Genomic DNA, 24,036 nt, shown 5'->3' with positions numbered 1-24,036 from the left:
CGGGGCGCGTTCCGGCCCGCGGGGCGCCTGTGGTCCGAGCTGCGGATCACCTGGCCGCCTTCCGGGCCGCGGGGCGGCCCTGGGCGGCGATCGCGGAGCGGTAGAGGTCGGCGGTGCCGATGGCCGCGCGGCGCCAGGTGAAGCGTTCGAGGACGCGTTCGCGGCCGGCCGCGCCGAGGCGGCGGCGCAGCGCCGGGTCGCCGAGGAGGCGGGTGAGGCCGGCGGCGAGCGCCCCCGCGTCGCCGGGCGGCACCGCGAGGCAGGTCTCGCCGTCGGTGCCGGCGACCTCGGGGATCGCGCCGCCGGTCGTGGCGAGCAGCGGGGTGGAGGTCGCCATCGCCTCGGCGGCGGGCAGCGAGAAGCCCTCGTACAGCGACGGTACGCAGGCGATCTGCGCGGAGCGTACGAGGTCGACGAGTTCGGCGTCGGTGATGCCCTTGACGAACTCGACGGCGTGGCCGAGCCCGTACTTCTCGATGGCATGGGCGACGGGCCCGTCCTCGGCGCGCCTGCCGACGACGACGAGGTGGGCGTCGGGGTGTTCGGCGCGCACCTTGGCGAGCGCCTCGACGAGGAAGACCAGGCCCTTGAGCGGTACGTCCGCGCTGGAGGTGGTCACGATCCGGCCGGGCACTTCGGCGACCGCGGGATCGGGCGACCACAGCGCGGTGTCGGCCCCGATGTGCACGACCTCGATGCGGTCCTCGCGGACCCCGAGGTGGTCGACGATCTCGCCCTTGGAGGTGCCGGAGACGGTGAGCACGGAGGGCAGCCGGCGGGCGACCCGCTTCTGCATGGAGGTGAAGCCGTACCAGCGGCGCACGGAGGCGCGGCGCTTCCAGTCGGGGGCCGCGTCCAGTTCGAGCTTGCGGTCGACGGTGATGGGGTGGTGGATCGTGGTGACCAGGGGCGCGCCGATGTCGCCGAGCAGCCCGTAGCCGAGGGTCTGGTTGTCGTGGACGACGTCGAACTCGCCGCGGCGGGCGGCCAGATGACGCCGGGCGCGCAGCGAGAAGGTGAGCGGCTCGGGGAAGCCGCCGGTGCGCATGGTGGCCACTTCGAGGTGGTCGATCCAGTCCCGGTACTCGTCCCGCGCGGGCGTGCGGAACGGGTCGGGCGAGCGGTAGAGGTCCATGCTGGCGAGCTCGGTGAGGGGCACGCCCTCGTCGAGCACGGGGTAGGGCTGGGCGCCGATGACCTCGACGTGGTGGCCGAGCCGGGCCAGTTCGCGCGAGAGGTGGCGGACGTAGACGCCCTGGCCGCCGCAGAACGGGTTCCCCTTGTAGGTCAGCAGCGCGATCCGCAGCGGGCCTTCGCCCGCACGGCCGGCGTCCCCGGTGCGGGGGCCTGCCTCTATGGCCTCAGCGGTCACTCGCGGCCCCCTTCATCACTGCGTTTCGCCGGAGCGTAACCGCTCGCGCTAATCTAGAACAAGTTCCAGACTTGATCCTTCTTGAGCGTGCTTTGATCACTCAAGGAGCATCGAATCTACCGGCAGGTAGTGCGACTGTAAGGGCCGGATCAGGTGATTCGCGCCACGGCGGGGCCCCTGCCATGCTGGGCCGCCGAAGACCGTGGCGGGGGAACCCGAGAGAACCGGACAAACGGGGAACGGTACATATGACAGCGGAAGTCAAGGCGGCCACCGCGGCCTCCCCTCCCCTGACGGAACGCCAGGAGGCGCGGCGCCGCCGCATCCTGCACGCGAGCGCCCAGCTGGCCAGCCGGGGCGGGTTCGACGCGGTGCAGATGCGGGAGGTGGCCGAGGCCGCGGGGGTCGCGCTCGGCACCCTGTACCGCTACTTCCCGTCCAAGATCCACCTCCTGGTCGCCACCATGCAGGACCAGCTCCAGCACCTGCACAGCACGCTGCGCAAGCATCCACCGTCCGGCGAGGCCTCGGCCGAACGGGTGGCCGAAACACTCATGCGGGCCTTCCGCGCGCTTCAGCGTGAGCCGCATCTGGCGGACGCGATGGTGCGGGCGCTCACCTTCGCGGACCGCTCGGTGAGCCCCGAGGTGGACACGGTCTCGCGGCAGACCACGGCGATCATCCTCGACGCGATGGGCCTCGACCATCCGACGCCCGAGCAGCTCTCGGCGGTCCGCGTCATCGAGCACACCTGGCACTCGGCCCTGATCACGTGGCTCTCGGGCCGGGCGTCGATCGCCCAGGTCAAGATCGACATCGAAACAGTCTGCAAACTCATCGACCTCACCAGCCCCGGCCGACCCGCACCGCGCTAGGGGCGCGGGGGACCGCGCGGGACGCGGGCACGGTCCGCGGGCGAACGGGGTGTGGGGCCCCCGGCCCGGCGGGGCTGGGGGCGGGCTCGGCGGCTACTCCTCCGGCGGAAACACCGCCTCGCGCGATTCGACCAGGGTGATCAGGATCGCCTCGACCGGGCAGCCCTCGGCCGCCGCCAGGATCGCCTCGTTGGCATCCGTGTCCGCGGACCGCGGATGGGACTGCCGCGCGGAGTCGAGCGCGAAGCCGTCCGGGGCGTGGTTGACGCACATGCCGGAGCCGATGCACACGCTCCGGTCGACCTCGACATGCCAGCGGTCGCCCATCACTCGCCTCCGTGCCCGGCGGGCAGGTGGATCATCTTGTGCTCCAGGTACTCGCCGAACCCCTCGGGCCCGAACTCCCGCCCCACACCGGAGGACTTGTAGCCGCCGAACGGGCCGAGCATGTCGAGGCTGAAGGTGTTGACGTTGAAGGTCCCGGTCCGCACCCGGCGCCCGAAGTCGATGCCGTGCTCGACGTCGGCGGTCCACACGCTGCCGCTGAGCCCGTACTCGGAGTCGTTGGCGATCCGCAGTGCCTCCGCCTCGTCCCCGTACGGCAGCAGGCAGATGACCGGGCCGAAGATCTCCTCGCGGGCGACGCGCATCGAGTTGTCGACCCCGCCGAAGAGGGTCGGCTCGACGTACCAGCCCCGTTCCAGCCCGGCCGGCCGGCCGCCGCCCGCCAGGATCTTGGCGCCTTCCTCCTGGCCGATCCGGATGTAGTCGAGCGAGCGGCGCTGCTGGCGCTCGGCGACGAGCGGGCCGACCTGGGTGGCCGGGTCCATCGGGTCGCCGACGACGAGCGCGCCCGCCGCCGCCGCGAACGCCTCGGCGAACTCGTCGTAGCGACCGCGCGGCGCCAGGATGCGGGTCTGGGCCACGCACGCCTGCCCGTTGTTCATCCAGGCCGCCGGGACCACCCCCGCGACGGTCGCCTCCAGATCGGCGTCGGGAAGGATCACGGCGGCCGACTTGCCACCGAGCTCCAGGGTGACGCGGGTGAGGTTGCGCGCGGCCACCTCCATCACGCGCTTGCCGGCCGCGACCGACCCGGTGAAGGCGACCTTGTCCACGCCGGGGTGCCCCACGAGGTACTCGCTGACCTCGCGGTCCGCGGGCAGGATCGACAGGACGCCCCTTGGGAGCCCGGCCTCGGCGGCGATCTCGCCGAGGATGTAGGAGTCGAGGGGGGTCTCGGGGGACGGCTTGAGAATCACCGAGCAGCCGGTGAGCAGCGCGGGGGCGAGCTTGGCGGCGGCCACGAACTGGGGCACGTTCCACGGGACCACGGCCGCCACGACACCGACCGGCTCGCGCCGTACGAGCAGCGGGCCGAGTGCGCCCGACCGCCGTTCCTCGTACGGGAATTGGCGGGCGACGGTGATCGCCGAGTCCCACACCATCATCGCGCCGAGCGCCTGCGCGAGCACGCTCCAGGAGTACGGGGATCCGTTCTGCGAGCTGATCGATCTGGCGATCTCCTCGTGCCGCGCCAGGATCGCGTCCTTGATCCGCGACACCACGTCGATGCGCTCATCCGGCGTGGCCCGCGCCCAGGGCCCCGTCTCGAAGGCGGTGCGCGCGGCGGCGACGGCCCGGTCCACGTCGGCCCGCGAGGCGTGCGGGACGCGGCCGATGACCTGCTCGGTGTGGGGCGAGATCACCTCGATGACGTCGGAGCCGAGGGGGTCGGTCAACTCCCCGCCGATGAAAAGCTGTCCGTGTTCCACGAGCTCGGTCATGCCGGGTGCCTCCTGCGGCGCGGGCGTGGTCTGCGTTCCATTGGTGTGCGTTCCATTGGTGTGCGTTCCGGTGTGCATTCAGCGGGACCTGACTCTGCCTCAGAACTGATACCAGTTCTAGTTCCAGGAGTCCACGGGTGGGGCGGGGCCTTGACGGAGGCGTCCGGCAGGGCGGGGCGAGGGTGGGGATCTCATCGCACCCCCCGCCTCGGGAAGTTGCATGACGGAGGCGACTACTGAAACCAGTTCTAGTTATAGTGACCGCAGGGCGGCCCGTCGGACGCGCACCCGGGGGAGGCCCGCCGCGAGCCCCACAGAGACGAGGACTCCATGCCGCAGGAGCCAGCCGCGCCCCAGGTGAGCGACCACGGAGGCGGAGTCCACTCCATCAAGGTGCCCATCCCCGACAACCCGCTCGGCCACACCCTGGTCCACCTCGTCGACACCGACCGGGGTCCGGTGCTCGTCGACACCGGGTGGGACGACCCGGCCTCCTGGTCCACACTCGGCGCGGGGTTGCGCGCCCTCGGTACGGACGTGAACGACATCCACGGTGTGGTCATCACCCACCACCACCCCGACCACCACGGCCTCTCCGGTCAGGTCAGGGAGGCGTCCGGCGCCTGGATCGCGATGCACCCCGCCGACACCGCCGTCGTACGCCGCACCCGCGAGGCCGAACCGGGCGTCTGGCTCGACTACTTGTGCGCCAAGCTCACGGCGGTCGGTGCGCCCGAGGAGCATCTCGCCCCGCTGCGCGAGGCCCGCGCCGCCGGACGGGGGCGGGCCCTGCCGGGCCTGCGGGCCGCGCTGCCCGACCGCGAGATCGCACCGGGCGAGCTGCTGCCGCTGGCCGGGCGCCGGCTCCGCGCGATCTGGACGCCCGGGCACACCCCGGGCCACGTATGCCTCCACCTGGAGGAGCAGCACCCGGGCCAACTCCCGGGCAATGGGCGCCTGTTCAGCGGCGACCATCTGCTGCCCGGCATCACCCCGCACATCGGTCTGTACGAGGACCCCGACGACGCGGGCGGCGCCGACCCGCTCGGCGACTACCTCGACTCCCTCGAACGCGTCGGCCGCCTCGGCGTCGCCGAAGTACTGCCCGCGCACCAGCATCCCTTTACGGAACCGGCGGTGCGGGTGGCCGAGTTGCTGGCCCATCACGAGGACCGCCTGACCAGCCTGCTGACCCTGCTGTCCACACCGCTCACCCCGTGGCAGCTGGCCGAACGCATGGAGTGGAACCGGCCCTGGGAGCAGATCCCGTACGGTTCCCGCACGATCGCCGTCTCCGAGGCGGAGGCGCATGTGCGCAGGCTGGAGAAGCTGGGGCGGGTCGAGCGGGTGGATACGGCGGGGGTGGGTGGGGTCGTCCGGTACCGCTCGGTCTAGCGGAGCCGCCGGATCGCCGCCCCGGACCCCAACACGTTCACCCACCCACCCGCCCGTGCGGCTCCGTAGAACGGCCCGGCTCCCTGGGGCTCCGCTCCAGACCCCCGTTCGGGCCTGAACGGCCCTCGTCCTTCATCTCCCCCAAGACCTCAAGGGCCATGGGCCCCCATGACAGGCTGAGGATCTCCATGCCGCCCGGCACCGGTCCCGCCAGGGGCGCGGGGTGCTGCCCGCAGGGCCAGGGCCCCGGTGGGGGGACGCGGGCGCCCCGGTAAGGTGGACGCGTCGTCGTCATGCCCCGTACGGGGGAAGCCTCCCCCGAGCTCGGTTTCGTGCGAGCCCCGGCGGGACCGCATTCCGCGCAAGGAATGCCCCTCATCGCATGACCGGCTCACGCGTCACCCGCACACCGCAGGTGACCGGCACCGTCGAGGTACACGGAGCCGAGCCGGGTGCAGCGCGCACCCGCGCCCGCGCTCCCCCGCAGGAGAGGCACCGCCCGCCATGACCGTACGCCGCTGCGCCGCAGCACTCGCCGCAGCAACCGCCGTCCTCGGCGCAGCCGCCCCGGCCGCCGTCGCCGCGCCCTCCCCCGCGGCGGTCCCGCCGGGCCTGTACGGCGCGAAGGACCCGACGTACGACGGAGTCTTCCGGCAGTCCCTGGCCTTCCTCGCCCAGGAGAAGGCCGATGTCACCCCGGCCGGCCAGGCGGTCGGCTGGCTCACCGGGCAGCAGTGCGCCGACGGCTCGTTCATGGCGTTCCGCGCCGACACGGCCAAGGCGTGCGACGCGACGAAGCTGGACACCAACGCCACCGCCGCCGCCGTACAGGCGCTCGTCGCGGTGGGCGGTCACACCGACGCCGTCAAGAAGAGCGTCACCTGGCTGAAGTCGGTACAGCAGGACGACGGCGGCTGGCCGTACACCCCCGGCATGGGCGGCAGCGACGCCAACTCCACCGCCATCGTGATCGGTGCCCTGGCCGCCGCAGGCGAGAAGCCCGCCGACGTGAAGTCGGCCAAGGGCGGCAAGTCCCCCCTCGACGCGCTCCTCACCTTCGCGCTGCCCTGCGACGACCCCGACGGCGCGGGCGCCTTCGCCTTCCAGCCCGACCCCAAGACGCAGAAGCTGTACGCCAACCCCGACGCGACCGCCGCCGCCGTGACCGGCTCCCTCGGCAAGGGCCTCGCCGCCACCGCGGGCAGCCCCGACACCAAGGGCACCGCCTGCGCGAAGGCGTCCACCCCCGAGCAGGGCGCGCACAACGGCGCCGCCTACCTCGCCAGGACGCTCGCCCCGACCGGCTTCCTGAAGTCCGCGATGCCGGGCGCCACCGACCAGCCCGACGTCGGCAACACCGCCGACGCGGTCGTCGCGCTCGCCGCGGCGGGCCTGCCCGACCAGGCGAAGAAGTCGGCCGACTGGCTCGCCAAGAACGCCGCCGCCTGGGCCAAGGAGAACGGCCCCGCCGCCTACGCCCAGCTCGTCTTCGCCGCCGACGCGACCGGCGCCGACCCGAAGAACTTCGGCGGCACCGACCTCGTCAAGGCCCTGAACGCCACCGGTCCCGCCCCCGAGGCCGCCGCGTCGTCGTCCGCCGAGAAGAAGGACGACGCGCAGAAGAGCGAGAAGAAGAACGACGGCATCTCCGTCTGGTGGATCGTGGGCGTCGGCCTCGTCGCCGGCATCGGTGTCGGCTTTCTGATCAGCGGCCGCAAGAAGAACCAGCAGCTGTGATGCGCACGCGACTCGCCGCGCCGGCCGTCCTGCTCCTCACCCTGGTGACCCTGCTCGCCGGTACGGGTTCGGCCGAAGCCGCCGGGTACCGCTACTGGTCCTTCTGGGACCTGACGGGCGACGCCTGGACGTACGCCACTCAGGGCCCGGCGTCGGCACACCCCGGCGACGGCTCGGTCGAGGGCTTCCGCTTCGCGGTGAGCGCGGACTCCCAGGACGCCACCAAGCCGCGTTCGGCGCCGTCCTTCGAGGCGGTGTGCGCCGCGACGCCGACCAAGGACGGCACGAAGCGGGTCGCGCTCGTCATCGACTTCGGTACGCCGCAGGACGCCGCCCAGGGCGAGACCCCGCCCGCACCGCGCACCGCCTGCGCCCAGGTCGCCCCGGACGCCACCACGGCGGACGCCCTCGCGGCCGTCGCCAAGCCGCTCCGCTACAACAGCGCGGCCCTGCTGTGCGCGATCAACGGGTACCCGCGTGCCGGCTGCGGCGAGCAGGTGGGCGACCCGGCCGGAACGTCCGAGCCGGCCGCGCAGCACGGTGGCGCGGGCGGCGACGGCGGAAGCGGCGGCCCGTCGGCGGGCCTCCTGGCCGGGGTGGCCGCGGTCCTCGCCCTGGGCGCGGCAGCGATCTGGCAGTCCCGCCGCCGCAGGCACTGACCCCACCATGCCCCCCGAAACCCCCGGGCCCGAGGCCACCAACCCCCGCACACCCCGGCCCCGGCCCCGGCCCGAGACCACCCCCCGCACACCTGCCCCGCGCCGCACACTCACGCCCCTGGCGAGCCGTAGCAACGCCGTGCATCCCGGTGCCTGGTGGCTCTGGGCGCTCGGGCTGGCCACCGCCGCGTCGCGCACGAACAATCCCCTTCTGCTCGGCCTCCTCGTCGGTGTCGCCGGCTACGTCGTGGCCGCCCGTAAGACGGACGCCCCCTGGGCCCGGTCCTACACCGCGTTCATCAAGATCGGCCTGTTTGTCGTCGGCATCCGTCTCGCCTTCAACCTGGTCCTCGGCTCGCCGATCCCCGGCAGCCACACCCTGTTCACGCTCCCCGAGCTCCCGCTGCCCGACTGGGCGAAGGGCATCCGCGTCGGCGGCCGCGTCACGGCGGAGGGCATGCTCTTCGCCCTGTACGACGGTGCGCGGCTCGCCACCCTGCTGATCTGCGTGGGCGCGGCGAACGCCCTCGCCAACCCGGCCCGCCTCCTCAAGTCGCTGCCCGGCGCCCTGTACGAGGCCGGCGTCGCCGTGGTCGTCGCGATGACGTTCGCGCCGAACATGGTCGCCGACGTCGTACGGCTGCGTACCGCGCGCAGGCTGCGCGGCCGCCCCACCGGCGGCGTCAAGGCGATCGCGCAGATCGGCCTGCCGGTGCTCGAAGGGGCCCTGGAACGCTCCGTCGCCGTCGCCGCCTCGATGGACGCCCGCGGCTACGGCCGCAGCGCCCGGGTCCCCGCCCCCCTACGCCACACCACCACCGCCCTCACCCTGGGCGGCCTGCTCGGCGTGTGCGCGGGAACGTACGGACTGCTCGCCTCCGAGGGCGCCGGATACGGCGTCCCCGTGCTGGCCGGAGGGCTGCTCGCCTGCCTCGCGGGGCTGCGGCTCGGCGGCCGCCGCCAGATCCGTACCCGCTACCGGCCCGACCGCTGGGGCGTCCGCTCCTGCCTCGTGGCCGGTTCGGGTGTGGCGGTCGCGGCGCTGACCGTGTGGGCGGGTTCCTACGCTCCCGACGCGCTGACCCTCGGTGTCGTCCCGCTGACCGCGCCGGGCCTGCCGCTCTGGCCCGCGCTGTCGCTGCTCGCCGGTCTGCTCCCGGCGTTCGTCGCACCCGTACCTCCGAAGGAGTCACAGTGATCCGGTTCGAGAACGTGTCGGTCACCTACGACCCGGGCGACTTCGACGGCTCGAGCAACCCCGGCGCCGTTGCCCACGAGCCGACCGTGCAGGGCGTCGAACTGACCATCCCGGAAGGGGAGTTGGTTCTGCTGATCGGCCCGTCCGGCGTCGGCAAGTCGACCCTGCTCGGTACGGTCTCCGGGCTCGTCCCGCACTTCACCGGCGGCACCCTGCGCGGCCGGGTCACCGTGGACGGCCGCGACACCCGCACCCACCGGCCGCGCGAACTCGCCGACCTGGTCGGCACGGTGGGCCAGGACCCGCTCGCCCACTTCGTCACCGACACCGTGGAGGACGAACTCGCTTACGGAATGGAGTCGTTGGGGCTCGCCCCCGCCGTGATGCGCCGCCGCGTGGAGGAGACCCTGGACCTGCTGGGCCTCGCGGAGCTGCGCGACCGTCCGATCGCCACACTCTCCGGCGGCCAGCAGCAACGCGTCGCGATCGGCTCGGTACTCACTCCCCATCCGAAGATCCTCGTCCTGGACGAGCCGACCTCGGCGCTCGACCCCGCCGCGGCGGAGGACGTCCTGTCGGTCCTGCAACGCCTGGTGCACGACCTGGGCACCACGGTCCTGCTCGCCGAGCACCGCCTGGAACGGGTGGTCCAATACGCCGACCAGGTCATCCTGCTCCCGGCGCCCGGCGCCCCGCCGGTGATGGGCACCCCCGCCGACATCATGCGCATCTCCCCCGTCCACCCCCCGGTGGTGGCCCTGGGCCACCTGGCGGGCTGGGCCCCCCTCCCCCTCTCGGTCCGCGACGCCCGCCGAAAGGCAGGCCCCCTGCGCGCCCGCCTGGCCACGCACACCCCGCAGCCCGCACAGTCGCCCCTCCCCGGTGACCACGCGGAACAGCCGCCCCGACGCGGGGCCGGACCCCGCACCCCCGTCCCCCGGCACACAGCCGCACAGCGCGCCCTGGCCGCCCTCTTCCGCCGCCCCCCGCGCACCCCCACGCTGCCCACCCCTGAGATGCCCGCCCCTGAAGTGCCCACCCCCACCGCTACCGCGACCGCCGTAGCCCTGGGCGTCCGCCGCGGCCGGGTGGAGGCGCTGCGTCGCGTGGACCTCGCCGTCGGCCCGGGCGAGACCATCGCCCTGATGGGCCGCAACGGGGCCGGCAAGTCCACCCTGCTCGGCACCCTCGTCGGCATGATCGAGCCCACCTCCGGGTCGGTCACCGTGGGCGGCCGCATCCCCCACCGCAGCCCGCCGCGCGAACTGATCCGGGAGGTCGCTCTCGTACCGCAGGAGCCGCGTGACCTGCTGTACGCCAACACCGTGGCCGCGGAGTGCGCCGCCGCGGACGAGGACGCCGGGGCCGAGCCCGGTAGCTGCCGCGCGCTCGTCTCCGAGCTGCTGCCGGACGTGGCGGACGGCACCCACCCCCGCGACCTGTCCGAAGGACAGCGTCTCGCCCTCGCTCTCGCGATCGTGCTGACCGGCCGCCCTCCCCTTCTCCTGCTCGACGAGCCGACCCGCGGCCTGGACTACGCGGCGAAGGCCCGCCTGATCACGGTGTTGCGGGGGCTCGCCGCCGAGGGGCACGCCATCGTGCTCGCCACGCACGACGTGGAGCTCGCCGCCGAGCTCGCCCACCGTGTGGTGATCCTCGCGGGCGGTGAGGTCGTCGCGGACGGCCCGACCGCCGAGGTGGTCGTCTCGTCGCCCGCGTTCGCCCCGCAGGTCGCCAAGGTGCTCGCGCCGCAGCACTGGCTGACCGTCCCGCAAGTACGCGAGGCCCTGTCCCCGCAGGTACGCGAGGCCTTGTCATGACCCGGAACACAAGGCCTGGCGTGACCCGGAACACGAGTCCTGTCGCGGCCCGGAAGCCGAGGCCCGCCCGCCCCGTCCGGTTGGGCCCGCGCGCGATCGCGGCCCTCGCCCTCATCACCCTCGTCGGCGTCGCCGCGTTCGGCTGGCCGCTGCTGGCCAACGCCGATTCCGGGCTCGCGCACGCGCCGGACGCCCCCTGGCTCTTCGCCGCGCTGCTCCCGCTCCTGGTGGGTGTGGTGATCGCCACCATCGCCGACGACGGTCTGGACGCGAAGGCCGTCGCGATGCTCGGGGTGCTCGCCGCGGTGGGCGTGGCGCTGCGGCCCCTGGGGGCGGGCACGGCCGGCCTGGAGCCGATGTTCTTCCTGATGGTGCTGAGCGGCCGGGTGCTCGGCCCGGGCTTCGGCTTCGTCCTCGGCTCGGTGACGATGTTCGCCTCGGCCCTGCTGACCGGCGGGGTCGGCCCGTGGATGCCGTTCCAGATGCTGGCGATGGGCTGGTTCACGATGGGCGCGGGCCTGCTGCCGGCCCCGCACCGCCTGCGCGGCCGGGCCGAACTCGCGATGCTCGCCGTCTATGGCGCGCTCGCCTCCTTCGCGTACGGCACGGTCATGAACCTCCAGGGCTGGACCTTCATCGGCGGCATGTCGTCGGGGATCTCCTTCCATCCCGGCGATCCGCTCCGGGACAACCTGGTGCGCTTCTTCGCGTACTGCGCGGCCACCTCGCTCGGCTGGGACCTGGGGCGCGCGGCGCTCACGGTGGTGCTGACGGTGGCGCTCGGCGCGACGCTCCTCAAGGCGCTACGAAGGGCCACGAGGCGTGCCGCCTTCGAGGCCCAGGTCACATTCGAGGCCTGAAAAGGGTCCCTCCGGGGTGAGGCCGCCCACAGGCCGTTGGTCCTCTACGAGCCGCGGTAGTGCCCGATCCGCATGATCCAAACGGGCTGCCGCAGCCGCAGTGACCTGGCCTTACCCCTCTCTTACACCCCGAAGGACGTTGCACCCCTCGTGCGACTCCCACTAGTAAATGGGGTCGTTGCGGTCGCCCCCCGGAGCCCGTTACAACTGTTCGAGTCGCCGGAACCGCCCGGTCCGCACCGGGCCGACTCCTTACGGGTTCCCCCGCCGTAGAAGTCTTCGAGACGTTCGGCCGAGCGCGACGACCATGTCCCCGAGGTTAGGTTTCGTGTTGTCTTTCGCCGCCCGTTTCACCGCTCGTAAGAAGTCCATCGCCGCCGCCGGCGCCACTGTGCTCGCCGCCGCCGGTGTCGCCATGGCCGCCGTCCCGGCCCAGGCCGCACCGACGAGCGCCCAGGCGATCGCGCAGAAGATGATGCCGGCCCAGCAGTTCCAGTGCTTCAGCAAGATCGTGAACCACGAGTCCGGCTGGAACCCGTCCGCCACCAACGCCTCCTCCGGCGCGTACGGTCTGGTCCAGGCCCTGCCCGGCTCGAAGATGGCGTCCGCCGGTGCCGACTGGAAGTCCAACCCGGCGACCCAGATCAAGTGGGGTCTGAGCTACATGAACGACCGTTACGGCAGCCCGTGTGGCGCGTGGAACTTCTGGCAGCAGAACAGCTGGTACTGAGCCGTACCAGCAGGAGCCGCGGCCCTGGGGCGGAGCCCCAGGGGCCCGGCTGGGTCCTAGGACAGGCGCTGAATGATCGTGCCCGTCGCCAGCGCACCCCCCGCGCACATCGTGACCAACGCGAACTCCTTGTCCCGCCGCTCAAGCTCATGCAGTGCCGTCGCAATGAGCCGGGCTCCGGTGGCCCCCACCGGGTGGCCCAGCGCGATCGCGCCCCCGTTCACGTTCACCTTCTCCAGGTCCTGCTCGAAGACCTGCGCCCAGCTCAGCACCACCGACGCGAACGCCTCGTTGATCTCGACGACGTCGATGTCCCGCAACGACATCCCCGCCTTCCCAAGCACCGCCCGCGTCGCGTCGATCGGCCCGTCGAGGTGGAAGTGCGGGTCGGCACCGACCAGCGACTGCGCCACGATCCGCGCCCGCGGCTTCAGCTTCAGCGCGCGGGCCATCCGCTTGGACGCCCACATGATCGCCGCCGAACCGTCGGAGATCTGCGAGGAGTTGCCCGCCGTGTGCACCGCCGTGGGCATGACCGGCTTGAGCCGCCCGAGCGCCTCCATCGACGTGTCGCGCAGCCCCTCGTCGCGGTCGACGAGGCGCCACATCCCCTGCCCGGCCGCCTGCTCCTCCTCGGTCGTCGGCACCTGCACGGCGAAGGTCTCGCGTTTGAAGCGCTCCTCGCCCCAGGCCACGGCCGCCCGCTCCTGCGACAGGAGCCCGAGCGAGTCGACCCGCTCCCGGGTCAGGCCCCGCTTGCGGGCGATCCGCTCCGCCGCCTCGAACTGGTTGGGCAGGTCCACGTTCCACTCGTCGGGCCACGGCTTGCCCGGCCCGTGCTTGGAGCCGGAGCCGAGCGGCACCCGGGACATCGCCTCCACCCCGCAGCTGATGCCGACGTCGATGACCCCCGCCGCGATCATGTTGGCCACCATGTGACTGGCCTGCTGCGAGGAGCCGCACTGGCAGTCGACGGTGGTCGCGGCGGTCTCGTACGGCAGCCCCACCGCGAGCCAGGCGGTGCGCGCCGGGTTCATGGACTGCTCGCCGGCGTGGGTGACCGTACCGCCGACGATCTGTTCGACGCAGTCGGCGTGGATGCCGGTGCGTCCGAGGAGTTCGCGGTAGGTCTCGCCGAGCAGGTAGGCAGGGTGCAGATTGGCGAGCGCGCCTCCACGCTTGCCGATGGGTGTGCGTACGGCTTCGACGATGACGGGTTCCGCGGCCATGAGCTCGTCCTCTCCTGACACAGCCGCTGGGTGTCCCGGCACCGCACGGCCACGAACTGATACGCGTTCTAGTTCTGAGTGCAGTCTTATGAGAGCTACCCCGGGTACGCAAGGGTTGTGCACGCCCCTCGTGGGCAGTTCAGTGCGCAACAGATGCCGCCGCGAGCCTTGCTTGTTGTGGAACCCGTTACTACCTTGCCCTCAACTTCTGATGGACCGTCAGACATGGAGTGGCCGATGCGTTGCCCCCACCTGCCCGACGGGTTCGACTTCACCGACCCCGACCTGCTCCAATCCCGCGTACCGCACCCGGAGTTCGCCGAGCTGCGCGGCACCGCTCCGGTGTGGTGGTGCGCCCAGCCGAACGGCATCGCCGGCTTCCAGGACGACGGCTACTGGGCGGTGACGCGGCACGCGGACGTCAAGTACGTGTCCACGCACCCGGAGTTGTTCTCCTCCACCACCAACACCGCGGTGATCCGCTTCAACGAGTCGATCAGCCGCGAGCAGATCGACGTACAGAAACTGATCATGCTGAACATGGACCCGCCCGAGCACTCCCGGGTCCGCCAGATCGTCCAGCGCGGCTTCACCCCGCGCGCGATCCGCTCCCTGGAGAACGCGCTGCGCGACCGCGCCCGCTCCATCGTGGACGCGGCCCTGTCGGAAGCCAACAAGAACAACGGCGCCTTCGACTTCGTCACCAATATCGCCGTCGAGCTCCCCCTCCAGGCGATCGCCGAGCTCATCGGCGTCCCCCAGGAGGACCGGACCAAGATCTTCGACTGGTCCAACAAGATGGCGGCGTACGACGATCCGGAGTACGCGATCACCGAGGAGATCGGCGCCGAGGCGGCGATGGAGCTGGTGTCGTACGCGATGAACCTCGCGGCCGCCCGCAAGGAGTGCCCGGCCAAGGACATCGTGTCGCAGCTGGTCGCGGCCGAGGGCGAGGGCAATCTGCTCTCGGACGAGTTCGGCTTCTTCGTCATCCTGCTCGCGGTGGCGGGCAACGAGACGACCCGCAACGCGATCAGCCACGGCATGCACGCGTTCCTGACCAACCCCGACCAGTGGGAACTCTACAAACGCGAGCGCCCCGCCACCGCGGCCGAGGAGATTGTGCGCTGGGCCACCCCCGTCGTCGCCTTCCAGCGCACGGCGACCCAGGACACCGAGCTTGCCGGCCAGAAGATCACGGCGGGCGACCGCGTCGGCATCTTCTACTCCTCCGCCAACAACGACCCCGAGGTCTTCGAGCACCCGGAACGCTTCGACATCACCCGGGACCCCAACCCCCACCTCGGCTTCGGCGGCGGCGGCCCGCACTTTTGCCTCGGCAAGTCCCTCGCCGTCCTCGAAATCAACCTGATCTTCAACGCCATCGCGGACGTCCTGCCCGATCTACGCCTCGCAGGCGAGCCACGCCGGCTCCGCTCGGCCTGGCTCAACGGCATCAAGGGCCTTGCAGTGACCCGTAGTTGACCACTCCGACCACCCGACCCCCGAACCGGACCGCCCGCCCCCGATCCCGACCGCCCGGCCCCCGAACCAAGCCACCCAGCCACCCGGCCCCGAACCAGGAGACAGGGTCCGTCCCCCTACGCCCCGGCCCCTGTCTCCTCTCGCCCGACTCATTCACGACTGGTTCGCGACTGGTTCGCGACTGGTTCGCGACTGGTTCGCGACTGGTTCGCCCCTGGTTCGCGGCTCGTTACGCTCGCTCCATGATCCAGTCGGACGACACGGGGCAGAGCTGGGGCGCGACCCGGCTGTGGGTGGAGAAGAGCCTGGGCGGCAGCGCGACCGTCGAGGGGGCGGTCGCGCTGCGCGGCGGGTGGAGCTCCGAGATGCGGCGCCTTCGCATCGGCGGCGAGCGGCCGCGCTCCGTCGTCCTGCGCTCCTTCGTCAAGCAGTTCTACGTCCGGGCCGCCCCCGGGCTGCTCCTGCGCGAGGCCGATGTGCTGACCCTGCTCGGCCGCACCCCGGTGCCCGCCGCCCAGCTCATTGCCGTCGACCCGGACGGCTCGCACTGCGACCACCCTTCGCTGCTCATGTCGCTGCTCCCCGGCACCGTACGCATCGACGACGCGGGCGCCGCCGAGCGGGCGCCGCTTCTCGCCCGCCACCTCCTCGACATCCACCGCATCGAGGTCGCCGAGGATGACCGGCCGCGCACCTATGAGGCCTGGACCGCCCCGGACCGCGTACGGGTGCCCGAAACCACCCGCCGACCCGAGCTCTGGCAGCGTGCCGTCGACGTGATCCGGCGCCAACCTCCCGCGTACCGGCCGGTGTTCCTGCACCGCGACTTCCACCCCGGCAACGTCCTGTTCGCCGGCGCCGGGGCCGACCTGCGCGTGAGCGGTGTGGTCGACTGGGTCGAGACCTCCTGGGGCCCCGCCGATCTCGACGTGGCCCACTGCTCGACCAACCTCGCGCTGCTGCACGGCATCCCGGCCGGCCTCGGCTTCGCCGAGCGGTACGGCGCGGCCGGCGGCCGGCTCGCGCTCGATCCGGACGACCGGCTGTACTGGCGGCTCCTCGACGCCCTCGCCTTCGCCCCGGACGCCGAAAAGGTCGCCGTGTCCTGGCGCGCCCTCGGCCGCGACGACCTGACCCCCGATGTCGTCGGGCGACGCCTGGAGGAGTACATCGAGGCCGTGCTCGACCAGGGTCACTAGACGGCGGACTCACGGCGAACGCCTCTTGCCTGCCCTCTCATCCTGCTGAAACAGTTGCCTCAGACCCACCTCGCGACGGAATCGGCAGGATCATGGACGCACAACCACTGGATCAGCACCTTCGGGCCACTCCCGCCGAACCCGGACAAACCCCGGCCGAGCCGCCCGCCACGGAGCTGACGGTCACCGATCGGACCCGGCACCGGCGGCTGCGCGACCAGGGCAGCACGCGCGCCGCCGACCTCGACGCGATCCTCCGCGCCGGCTTCGTCTGCCACCTCGGGGTCGTCGTCGACGGCGCCCCGATGGTGGTGCCGACGGTGTACGGCGTGGACTTCGACCGCCGGACGCTGTTCGTGCACGGCTCGGTCGCGAGCCGCAGCATCGTGCGGGCGCCGCAGGCCACGGTGTGCGTGACCGTGACGCACATCGACGGGCTCGTGCTCGCCCGCTCGGTCTTCGAGCACGGGGTCAACTACCGCAGCGCGATGATCTACGCCGTGCCCCGGCTGATCACCGAGGGCGACGAGCTGCTGCACGGGCTCAGGGTCCTGACCGAGCACTGCGCGCCCGGCCAGTGGGAGTACGCCCGACGCCCCAACTCCAAGGAACTGGCGGCCACTTCACTGCTCGCCCTCTCCCTCGACGAGGCGTCCGTCAAGGTGGCGTCGGGGCCGCCCGACGACGCCGATGGGCCCGACGGACAGCTCGGCCTGTGGGCGGGAGTGATCCCCGTGCACACCCGCTTCGGTGCGCCCGAGCCCGACCCCGCCCTGCCCGCGGACATCGCCGTACCCAGCCATGTCTCGGCGCTCGGCGGCGGCTCCGCCGGCTGAGGCCCCCGCGGCCCCGGCCCGCCCCGGCCCGCGCAGCACCGGAACAACCGGAACCGGAGGTGCCGCGCCGTCGTCGTAGCTCCCGTCGGTCGACTGCGTCGATCGTCTGTCGGAGCGATCACACGGGGGTACGAGGGCATGACGGGCACGCGAGGACTGTGGCGGCGGGCGCTGCTCGTGGCGTTGGCGCTGGTCGCGCTGCAACTGGGCTCGCTCGTGGCGCCCGCGTACGCCTGCGGCTGTGGGGCGATGGTGCCGCAGAGCGGGCGGCAGCTGAGCGTGCGCCAGGAGACCTCGGCCGTCCGGTGGGACGGCCGGAGCGAGCAGATCGTCATGCGGCTCACGGTCGACGGCAACGCACCACGCGCCGCGTGGATCATGCCGGTGCCCAGCCGGGCGACGGTGAAGCTGGGCGACCGGCACCTCTTCGACCAGCTGGAAGAGATCTCCGCACCCGTGCACCGCACCCGCTCCTACTTCTGGCCCAAGGACGGCGACTGGCCCTTCGCCGAGGACCGCAGCGTGGGCGACGGCGCGCCGCGCGCGGCCGCGAAGCCCCCCGTGGAGGTGGTCGGCAGGGAGCGTCTCGGCCCGTTCGACGTGGCCAGGCTCACCGCGACCGACCCGACGGCGCTGCGCGACTGGCTCGCGCACAACGGCTTCGAGCTGCCGCAGGCCCTCGCCACCGAACTGCGGCCCTACGTCGACCAGAAGTGGGAGTACGTGGCGATCCGGCTCGCCCCCGACCAGGTGGGCCAGACGCTGGGCGGGCCGCTCGACCCGCTGAGCCTGACCTTCGCCAGCGACCGTCCCGTCTACCCGATGCGGCTCTCGCGCCTCGCCAGGACCCCGCAGACGCTGAACCTGTACCTGCTGGGCACCCACCGTATGGAGACGGCGTCCGCCATCGGAGGCTACGAGCCGCAGACGCTCTTCGCGGGCCGGGTCACACATCCGGGTGGCGCGCTGGGCGACCTGACGGGGCAGGCGCCGTCGGTGTACGTGACCGCGCTGACCCAGTACTTCGCTCAGCCTTCCAAGATCACCGGCGATCACGAGATCCGCCAGGCGCCCACTGACACGCCATTCCAACGCGCCTGGTACACCGAGGAGTTGATGACCGTGGGCGGCGCCCCGGCCTGGCTCGTCACAGTGGTGGGCGGCGCCCTGGTGGTGGCCGCGGGGGCGGGCCTGACCGTGTGGCGGCTGCGGGCCCGCCGGGTGGCCCCGGCTCCGTACCGGAACGCCGTGTAGCACACTGAGCGCAGATGGACGAGGCGAAGGCGCCACCCCGGCGCCCGCCGATGTGACGAGAGGTGTCGCGTGCCCAGCGTCGTAAAGATCAACGTACTGACCGTGCCGGACGAGCAGCGTGAGGTCCTGGAGAAGCGGTTCGCCTCGCGGGCCGGGTCCGTGGAGAACTCCGACGGCTTCGAGTGGTTCGAGCTGCTGCGCCCGGCGGAGGGCACCGACCAGTACCTGGTCTACACCCGCTGGCGCAGCGAGGAGGACTTCCAGAACTGGATGGCCACGTCGATGCGGGGCGCGCACGGCGGCGGTCAGGGTCAGGGCGGTGCACACGGCGGCGCCCAGGGTGAGGGCGGCGAGCGGCCCAAGCCGGCGGCGTCCGGTTCCACGCTGTGGTCGTTCGAGGTCGTGCAGCAGGCGGCGCCCAAGGCCTGAGCGGGCCGGCCGTTTTAATTCGGTGGCCGGGGCCCGCGCCCTCGGGATAGGCAGGGCCCATGAGCTGGATCATGGCCGCCGAGCGGCCCGACACCCCCGATGCGAGCCTGTTGCGCCGCGCGTACTACGACGAGGTGGCGAGCCGGTGGTACGGCAGGCCCGCCACCGCCGCGGAGATCGAGCAGGGCCTCACCGACGACGGCGCCGATCAACTCGCCCTGCCCACGGGCGACTTCGTGGTCGGGCGGTACGAGGGGCGGCCGGCGGCGTGCGGGGGCGTGCTGCTCTTCGCGAAGGCGCCCCTCATCGACGGGTCGTCCCCGGCCACCGCCGAACTCACCCGGGTCTTCGTCCGCCCCTTCGCGCGCGGGACCGGGGGCGGCGGGGCCCTGCTCCACGCCCTGGAGGACGCGGCCCGTCGCCTCGGGGCGCGCCGCATTGCCCTGGACACCCGGCACGACCTGGTCGAGGCGCGGGGCCTGTACACAAAACACGGCTACCGCGAGGTGGCTCCGTACAGCGAGGGCCCGTACAGCGAACGCTGGTTCGCGAAGGAGCTGTAGCGCGCGGGACCGCCCGCCATGGCGACGGGTGGGCCTGGGCCGCGCACGTCACCGTGGCCTACGGCGGCGGGTGGGCCCGAGCCCCGGACGTCACCGCGCCCCACGACTCCCCGTGGCCTACGACTCCCCGTGCCCCGACTCCCCGTACCCCTGGGTCCTGAGGTCCTGGCGGGCCAGCGGTGTGTGGGGCTGTTCCTCGTCGGAGCCGGACAGCTCCGAGGAGAGCTCCCTCACCAGCTTCACCAGGTCGGTGGGGCGCCCCGGGCCCCACCAGTCGCCGAGCAGCTCGGCCAGGGACTCCTCGCGTGCCGCCGAAAGCCGCACCGCGATGCCCCGGCCCTCGTCGGTCAGGACCAGCGGCATGCCGTCGCGCTCGGCGAGCCCGCGCTCCTCGACCTGGCGGGCCGCCTCCGTGATCACATGCAGGGGTACGGGGCTGCGCTCGGCGAGCACCCCGGGGTCGGCGGATCCGTACTTGTTGATGCGCAGAAGCAGCCAGCTGGCCGCGGGCAGCAGATCGAGGTCGGCCTTGCGCGTGATCGTCTCGTAGATCTCGCGGCGCCCCTCGCGGGTGCCGAGCACCGAAAGGGCCCGCGCGCACTCGTCGTACGAGGACCGCTCGACGGGGTTCGAGGCGAGGGTCTGGCTCGTGTCGGGCGCGGTGACCGCACCCCGCAGCTTGTCCTCCTTGAGGAACCACGCGGTCACGAACGCGAGGAGCACGACCGGCGCCGCGTACAGGAAGACATCGGTGATGGACGAGGCGTACGCATGCAGCACCGGCGCGCGTGCGGCGGGCGGGAGCAGTCCGATGGTGTGCGGGTCGGCCGAGATGGTGCCGGGGCCCACCCCGGGCGGAAGTTGCTGCCCGGCGAGGGCGTCGGAGAGTTTCCCGGTGAGCCGGTTGGTGAAGATCGTGCCGAAGATGGCGACGCCGAACGAGGCCCCGATGGAGCGGAAGAAGGTGGCGCCGGAGGTGGCGACGCCCAGGTCCGCGTAGTCGACCGCGTTCTGCACCACCAGGACCAGGACCTGCATGACGAGACCGAGGCCGGCGCCGAACACGAAGAAGTAGACACTCATCTCCCAGGTGGAGCTGGTCTCGGTGAGCCGGTGCAGGAGGAGCAGGCCGATCGTGGTGACCGCGGTGCCCGCGATGGGAAAGGCCTTCCAGCGTCCCGTGCGGGACACGATCTGGCCGGACGCCGTCGAGGTCAGCAGCATGCCGAGCACCATCGGCAGCATGTGCACCCCGGACATGGTGGGCGAGATGCCCTGCACGACCTGGAGGAACGTCGGCAGGTATGTCATCGCGCCGAACATGGCGAAGCCCACGATGAAGCTGATGAGCGCGACGAGACTGAAGGTGCGGATGCGGAACAGCTTCAGCGGCAGGACCGGCTCGACCGCCCTGCGCTCCACCGCGACGAACGCCACGAGCAGGACGAGGCCGAGCACCGCGAGCCCGATGATCTGCGCGGAGGCCCAGGGCCAGGTCGTACCGCCGAGCGAGGCGACCAGAACCAGGCAGGTCGCGACGGAGGCGATGAGGAAGGTGCCCAGGTAGTCGATGGTGTGCCGGGTGCCGCGCGCCGGGATGTGCAGGACGGCGGCGATGACCGCGAGCGCGATGACGCCGATGGGCAGGTTGATGTAGAACACCCAGCGCCAGCTGAGCTGCTCGGTGAAGAACCCGCCGAGCAGGGGGCCGAGCACGCTGGTCGCGCCGAAGACCGCGCCGAACAGGCCCTGGTACTTGCCGCGCTCGCGGGGCGAGACGAGGTCGCCGACGATCGCCATGGACAGGACCATGAGTCCGCCACCGCCGAGGCCCTGGAGTGCGCGGAAGCCGATCAGCTCGCCCATGTTCTGCGCCACGCCGCACAGCGCGGAACCGATGAGGAAGATGACGATGGCCGCCTGGAACAGCTTCTTGCGGCCGTACTGGTCACCGAGCTTGCCCCAGAGCGGGGTGGCCGCGGTGGACGCCAGCATGTACGCCGTGACCACCCACGACAGGTGCTCCATCCCGCCCAGGTCACTGACGATGGTCGGCAGCGCCGTCGAGACGATCGTCTGGTCGAGCGCGGCGAGCAGCATGCCGAGCAGCAGCGCTCCGATGGCGACCATCACGGTCCGCCGTTCGTGCCCCGCACCGGGGGCGACGGTGGCGGGAGCGGTTCCCTGAGCCATGGCCCACGTCCCATCCGTTCGGGTACTCGGATCCGTTGGTGTGCTCGGATCCGTTGGCGCTCGGATCCGCACACACCATCTTGATCGGAATGTACGGAAATGGCCTGCCGGGGCGAGCCACAGCCCCCGGGTGCCCGCGGGCCGCCGGGCATAATCGCTCGCAGTCCAAGGGGAGGGGACCCGACGATGACCGGACACGGCTGTCCTGAATGCGGCGCGGAACGCGGGGTGGACGGCAGACCCGGCTGCGCCTGCGCCGTACGCGCGGCCGAGACCCTGCATGCCGAACGCTCGGCGGAGGCCGCCGCGTCGGAAGAGTTCGATCCGCTGCGCATCCGGCCGTACGTCGTCCTGCCGAACGGGGCGGCTTCGGCGGACGAGGGGCCTGCGCCTGACGGGGGGCCTGCGCCTGACGGGAACCCTTTGGTTGCTGGAGTGGCTGCTGGGGCTTCCGGTGGTGTCGACGGCGTCGACGGCGTCGTCAGCGATGGTTCCTCCGGTGCCGGTGTCCACAGCGGTGTCGACACCGGCATCGGTGTCGACACCGGCATCGACACCGGCATCGACCGGACCATGCAGCTCGGGGTGGTCGCCCCGGCCACGGAGGACTCGGCCGGTCAGGGAGCCGCCGGGCAGGTCTCCGCCGGGGGCGGCGGCGGGGTCGCGGCCACGGTGCCGTACCCCGCGCACCACACCTCCGGCTCCCCCCGCCCCGCGGGCCCCCGGCCCCGCAGGCCCCGCAGGCGGCGTCGGCTCGCCGCGCTGACCGTCGGGGCCGCCACCGCCGTCGTCGTCGCCACGGCGGCCTTCGCGAGCACTCTGTTCGCCGACGACGCGACACCGAAGCAGGCGCTGCCCGATGCCGTGGACACCGGCGTCCCGTACAGCGGCGCCGACACCGGGTCCGCGACGCCGTCGGCCACCGCATCGCGTACGAGGAAGCAGGCGCCGAGCCACTCCGCCTCCGCGTCCGCGTCGATGCCGCCCTCGCCGTCCGCGTCCGCCTCCGCGTCGAAGGCCGCCGCACCGGGCCCGTCGAAGTCCGCGCCCGCGGCGCCGTCGCCCTCCGCATCGTCCTCGCGTGCCCCCGAGGGCAAGCCGGTCGCGCCGCCGCAGAGCCGGACGCTGCGGCGGGGCGACAGCGGGCCCGATGTGCTCGAACTCCAGGAGCGGCTCAGCCAGTTGGGCCTCTACAACGGCAGCGTCGACGGCGGCTTCGGTTCGCGGACGGAGCGCTCGGTACGCGACTTCCAGTCCTATACGGGTGTCACGGGCGACCCGGCCGGGGTGTACGGGCCGCCGACGCGGCGCGCGCTCGAATCCATGACGGACCAGCCCTAGGACCGCCCGGGTGGCACAACCCCCTCCTCGTTTTGTATCGTGGTGGAACAAAGTGATCCCTGCCTGTACTCCCTGACCGGCGGGCGGGGGTCACCTTTGTTTTTCCGTGCCCCCCATGCGCCGTCCCGCGCTACTGGAGTCCGCCGATGTCGGCCAGCACCACGACCACCACCGTCCTGACCGCCCGCGCCCTCCTCTTGGACATGGACGGCACGATCGTGAACTCCGACGCCGTGGTCGAGCGCTGCTGGCGGCGCTGGGCCGAGCGCCACGGCCTCGACCCCGAGGCCGCCCTCAAGGTCGTCCACGGCCGTCAGGGCTACGCCACGATGGCCGTGCTGCTCCCGGAGCGCCCGATGGAGCAGAACCACGCGGACAACAAGGTGATGCTCGCCGAGGAGACCGCGGACACCGACGGCGTCGTGCCGGTCGGGGGCGCCGGTGCCTTCATGGCGGCCATCGCCGAGCTGCCGCACGCCCTGGTCACCTCCGCCGACGCGGCGCTCGCCCGGGCCCGTATGACAGCCGCTGGGCTGCCGATGCCCGAGGTGCGGATCACGGCCGAGTCGGTGGGCGCGAGCAAGCCGGATCCGGAGGGCTTCCTCAAGGGCGCCGCCGAGCTGGGCTTCGCCCCGGCGGACTGCGTCGTCTTCGAGGACTCCGAGGCCGGCATCGCGGCGGGCCGTGCCGCGGGGATGCGCGTCGTGGGCGTGGGCCCGCGGGCGGGTGCCCATCAGCCCACCGTCCACGTTCCCGACCTCACGCATCTCACCGTCACCGCCGGGGCGGACGGCACCCTGCGCCTGGAGATCGCCGGCTGAGCAGCCGCCCCCGTACAAACGGCCCCCGTCCTACCACGGGGGCCGTTTTCGCATCCCGGATACGCTCCGAGGGGCGCGGGCTGCACCCGTTGCGCGGCTCCGCCGCGGTGGGGGTGTCTGCCCGGCAGAGAGTGCCCTACGGGCTCCGCCGTGGTGGGGCCCCAGGTGGGCTGACCGCGGCAGGATGCCGGCCCGCATGGGCAACCTCAGCCTGTCAATGGGGGTTCCCCCTGGCCCTTAAGGCCTTGGGGGA

At 72.4% G+C, this 24,036-nt stretch carries 21 protein-coding genes; 16 read left to right on the top strand and 5 right to left on the bottom strand.

Annotation, left to right across the window (positions count from 1 at the left end; translation table 11 throughout):
* Positions 1-46: 46 nt before the first annotated feature.
* The gene (locus AB0D31_RS26845) at positions 47-1,372 is read right to left on the bottom strand and encodes a glycosyltransferase family 4 protein (protein WP_362727775.1); all 1,326 of its coding nucleotides are present in this window, start codon (positions 1,370-1,372) and stop codon (positions 47-49) included.
* A gap of 248 nt (positions 1,373-1,620) precedes the next feature.
* On the opposite strand from AB0D31_RS26845, the gene AB0D31_RS26840 reads away from it, so the two are divergent.
* Positions 1,621-2,247 carry a TetR family transcriptional regulator gene (locus AB0D31_RS26840; protein ID WP_362727773.1) on the top strand — a complete coding sequence of 209 codons (627 nt, stop codon included), beginning with the start codon at positions 1,621-1,623 and terminating at the stop codon, positions 2,245-2,247.
* 93 nt (positions 2,248-2,340) lie between these two features.
* On the opposite strand, the gene AB0D31_RS26835 is transcribed toward AB0D31_RS26840, so the two are convergent.
* Both AB0D31_RS26835 and AB0D31_RS26830 read right to left on the bottom strand, forming a co-directional pair.
* Positions 2,341-2,574 carry a ferredoxin gene (locus AB0D31_RS26835; protein WP_362727771.1) on the bottom strand — a complete coding sequence of 78 codons (234 nt, stop codon included), beginning with the start codon at positions 2,572-2,574 and terminating at the stop codon, positions 2,341-2,343.
* Positions 2,574-4,034, bottom strand: coding sequence for an aldehyde dehydrogenase (locus AB0D31_RS26830; protein ID WP_362727769.1), 1,461 nt, complete (start codon positions 4,032-4,034; stop codon positions 2,574-2,576). The genes AB0D31_RS26835 and AB0D31_RS26830 overlap by 1 nt, the downstream gene beginning before the upstream one ends.
* Positions 4,035-4,364: 330 nt before the next feature.
* Between AB0D31_RS26830 and AB0D31_RS26825 the strand changes: the two genes are divergently transcribed.
* The 7 genes from AB0D31_RS26825 to AB0D31_RS26795 all read left to right on the top strand — a co-directional run bounded on the left by AB0D31_RS26825 (position 4,365) and on the right by AB0D31_RS26795 (position 12,433).
* Positions 4,365-5,429 (top strand): MBL fold metallo-hydrolase, encoded by a 1,065-nt coding sequence (locus AB0D31_RS26825; RefSeq protein WP_362727767.1) that lies wholly within the window; start codon positions 4,365-4,367, stop codon positions 5,427-5,429.
* Positions 5,430-5,933: 504 nt separating this feature from the next.
* A complete protein-coding gene (locus tag AB0D31_RS26820; protein WP_362727765.1) occupies positions 5,934-7,166 on the top strand; it encodes a prenyltransferase/squalene oxidase repeat-containing protein in 1,233 nt (410 codons plus the stop codon).
* Positions 7,166-7,825, top strand: a complete 660-nt coding sequence (locus tag AB0D31_RS26815) for an SCO2322 family protein (protein WP_362727764.1) — start codon at positions 7,166-7,168, stop codon at positions 7,823-7,825. Before AB0D31_RS26820 ends, AB0D31_RS26815 begins: the two co-directional genes overlap by 1 nt.
* A gap of 7 nt (positions 7,826-7,832) precedes the next feature.
* Positions 7,833-9,023 carry an energy-coupling factor transporter transmembrane component T gene (locus AB0D31_RS26810; RefSeq protein ID WP_362727762.1) on the top strand — a complete coding sequence of 397 codons (1,191 nt, stop codon included), beginning with the start codon at positions 7,833-7,835 and terminating at the stop codon, positions 9,021-9,023.
* An 86-nt stretch (positions 9,024-9,109) separates the two neighbouring features.
* Entirely contained in the window at positions 9,110-10,843 is a 1,734-nt protein-coding gene (locus AB0D31_RS26805; RefSeq protein WP_362727813.1) for an ATP-binding cassette domain-containing protein, read from the top strand.
* Between the two features lie 20 nt (positions 10,844-10,863).
* Positions 10,864-11,703 (top strand): ECF transporter S component, encoded by an 840-nt coding sequence (locus AB0D31_RS26800; protein ID WP_362727760.1) that lies wholly within the window; start codon positions 10,864-10,866, stop codon positions 11,701-11,703.
* Positions 11,704-12,010: 307 nt separating this feature from the next.
* Complete coding sequence (locus AB0D31_RS26795; protein ID WP_362727758.1) at positions 12,011-12,433, top strand: transglycosylase SLT domain-containing protein; 423 nt, start codon at positions 12,011-12,013, stop codon at positions 12,431-12,433.
* Between the two features lie 56 nt (positions 12,434-12,489).
* Here AB0D31_RS26795 and AB0D31_RS26790 read toward each other — a convergent pair whose 3' ends face one another.
* Positions 12,490-13,662, bottom strand: a complete 1,173-nt coding sequence (locus tag AB0D31_RS26790) for a steroid 3-ketoacyl-CoA thiolase (RefSeq protein WP_362727756.1) — start codon at positions 13,660-13,662, stop codon at positions 12,490-12,492.
* 237 nt (positions 13,663-13,899) lie between these two features.
* On the opposite strand from AB0D31_RS26790, the gene AB0D31_RS26785 reads away from it, so the two are divergent.
* The 6 genes from AB0D31_RS26785 to AB0D31_RS26760 all read left to right on the top strand — a co-directional run bounded on the left by AB0D31_RS26785 (position 13,900) and on the right by AB0D31_RS26760 (position 19,428).
* Complete coding sequence (locus tag AB0D31_RS26785; protein ID WP_362727754.1) at positions 13,900-15,147, top strand: cytochrome P450; 1,248 nt, start codon at positions 13,900-13,902, stop codon at positions 15,145-15,147.
* A 242-nt stretch (positions 15,148-15,389) separates the two neighbouring features.
* Positions 15,390-16,346, top strand: coding sequence for a phosphotransferase (locus tag AB0D31_RS26780; RefSeq protein ID WP_362727752.1), 957 nt, complete (start codon positions 15,390-15,392; stop codon positions 16,344-16,346).
* A 92-nt stretch (positions 16,347-16,438) separates the two neighbouring features.
* On the top strand, positions 16,439-17,182 hold the full coding sequence (locus tag AB0D31_RS26775; protein ID WP_362727751.1) for a pyridoxamine 5'-phosphate oxidase family protein: 744 nt from the start codon (positions 16,439-16,441) through the stop codon (positions 17,180-17,182).
* 138 nt (positions 17,183-17,320) lie between these two features.
* On the top strand, positions 17,321-18,436 hold the full coding sequence (locus AB0D31_RS26770; protein ID WP_362727749.1) for a DUF2330 domain-containing protein: 1,116 nt from the start codon (positions 17,321-17,323) through the stop codon (positions 18,434-18,436).
* A 69-nt stretch (positions 18,437-18,505) separates the two neighbouring features.
* Positions 18,506-18,865: an antibiotic biosynthesis monooxygenase gene (locus tag AB0D31_RS26765; RefSeq protein WP_362727747.1), complete on the top strand. Its 360-nt coding sequence runs from the start codon at positions 18,506-18,508 to the stop codon at positions 18,863-18,865.
* A 59-nt stretch (positions 18,866-18,924) separates the two neighbouring features.
* Positions 18,925-19,428 carry a GNAT family N-acetyltransferase gene (locus AB0D31_RS26760; RefSeq protein ID WP_362727745.1) on the top strand — a complete coding sequence of 168 codons (504 nt, stop codon included), beginning with the start codon at positions 18,925-18,927 and terminating at the stop codon, positions 19,426-19,428.
* A 117-nt stretch (positions 19,429-19,545) separates the two neighbouring features.
* Here AB0D31_RS26760 and AB0D31_RS26755 read toward each other — a convergent pair whose 3' ends face one another.
* Positions 19,546-21,621 (bottom strand): MFS transporter, encoded by a 2,076-nt coding sequence (locus AB0D31_RS26755; protein ID WP_362727743.1) that lies wholly within the window; start codon positions 21,619-21,621, stop codon positions 19,546-19,548.
* Between the two features lie 435 nt (positions 21,622-22,056).
* On the opposite strand from AB0D31_RS26755, the gene AB0D31_RS26750 reads away from it, so the two are divergent.
* Together AB0D31_RS26750 and AB0D31_RS26745 are read left to right on the top strand one after the other, a co-directional pair.
* Entirely contained in the window at positions 22,057-22,962 is a 906-nt protein-coding gene (locus AB0D31_RS26750; RefSeq protein ID WP_362727741.1) for a peptidoglycan-binding domain-containing protein, read from the top strand.
* A 146-nt stretch (positions 22,963-23,108) separates the two neighbouring features.
* Positions 23,109-23,783: an HAD-IA family hydrolase gene (locus AB0D31_RS26745; RefSeq protein ID WP_362727739.1), complete on the top strand. Its 675-nt coding sequence runs from the start codon at positions 23,109-23,111 to the stop codon at positions 23,781-23,783.
* Positions 23,784-24,036: the final 253 nt, after the last annotated feature.

It is taken from the genome of Streptomyces sp. NPDC048361 (genome assembly GCF_040651795.1).
Classification (GTDB): domain Bacteria; phylum Actinomycetota; class Actinomycetes; order Streptomycetales; family Streptomycetaceae; genus Streptomyces.
This window is presented reverse-complemented; position numbering and strand designations above follow the sequence as displayed.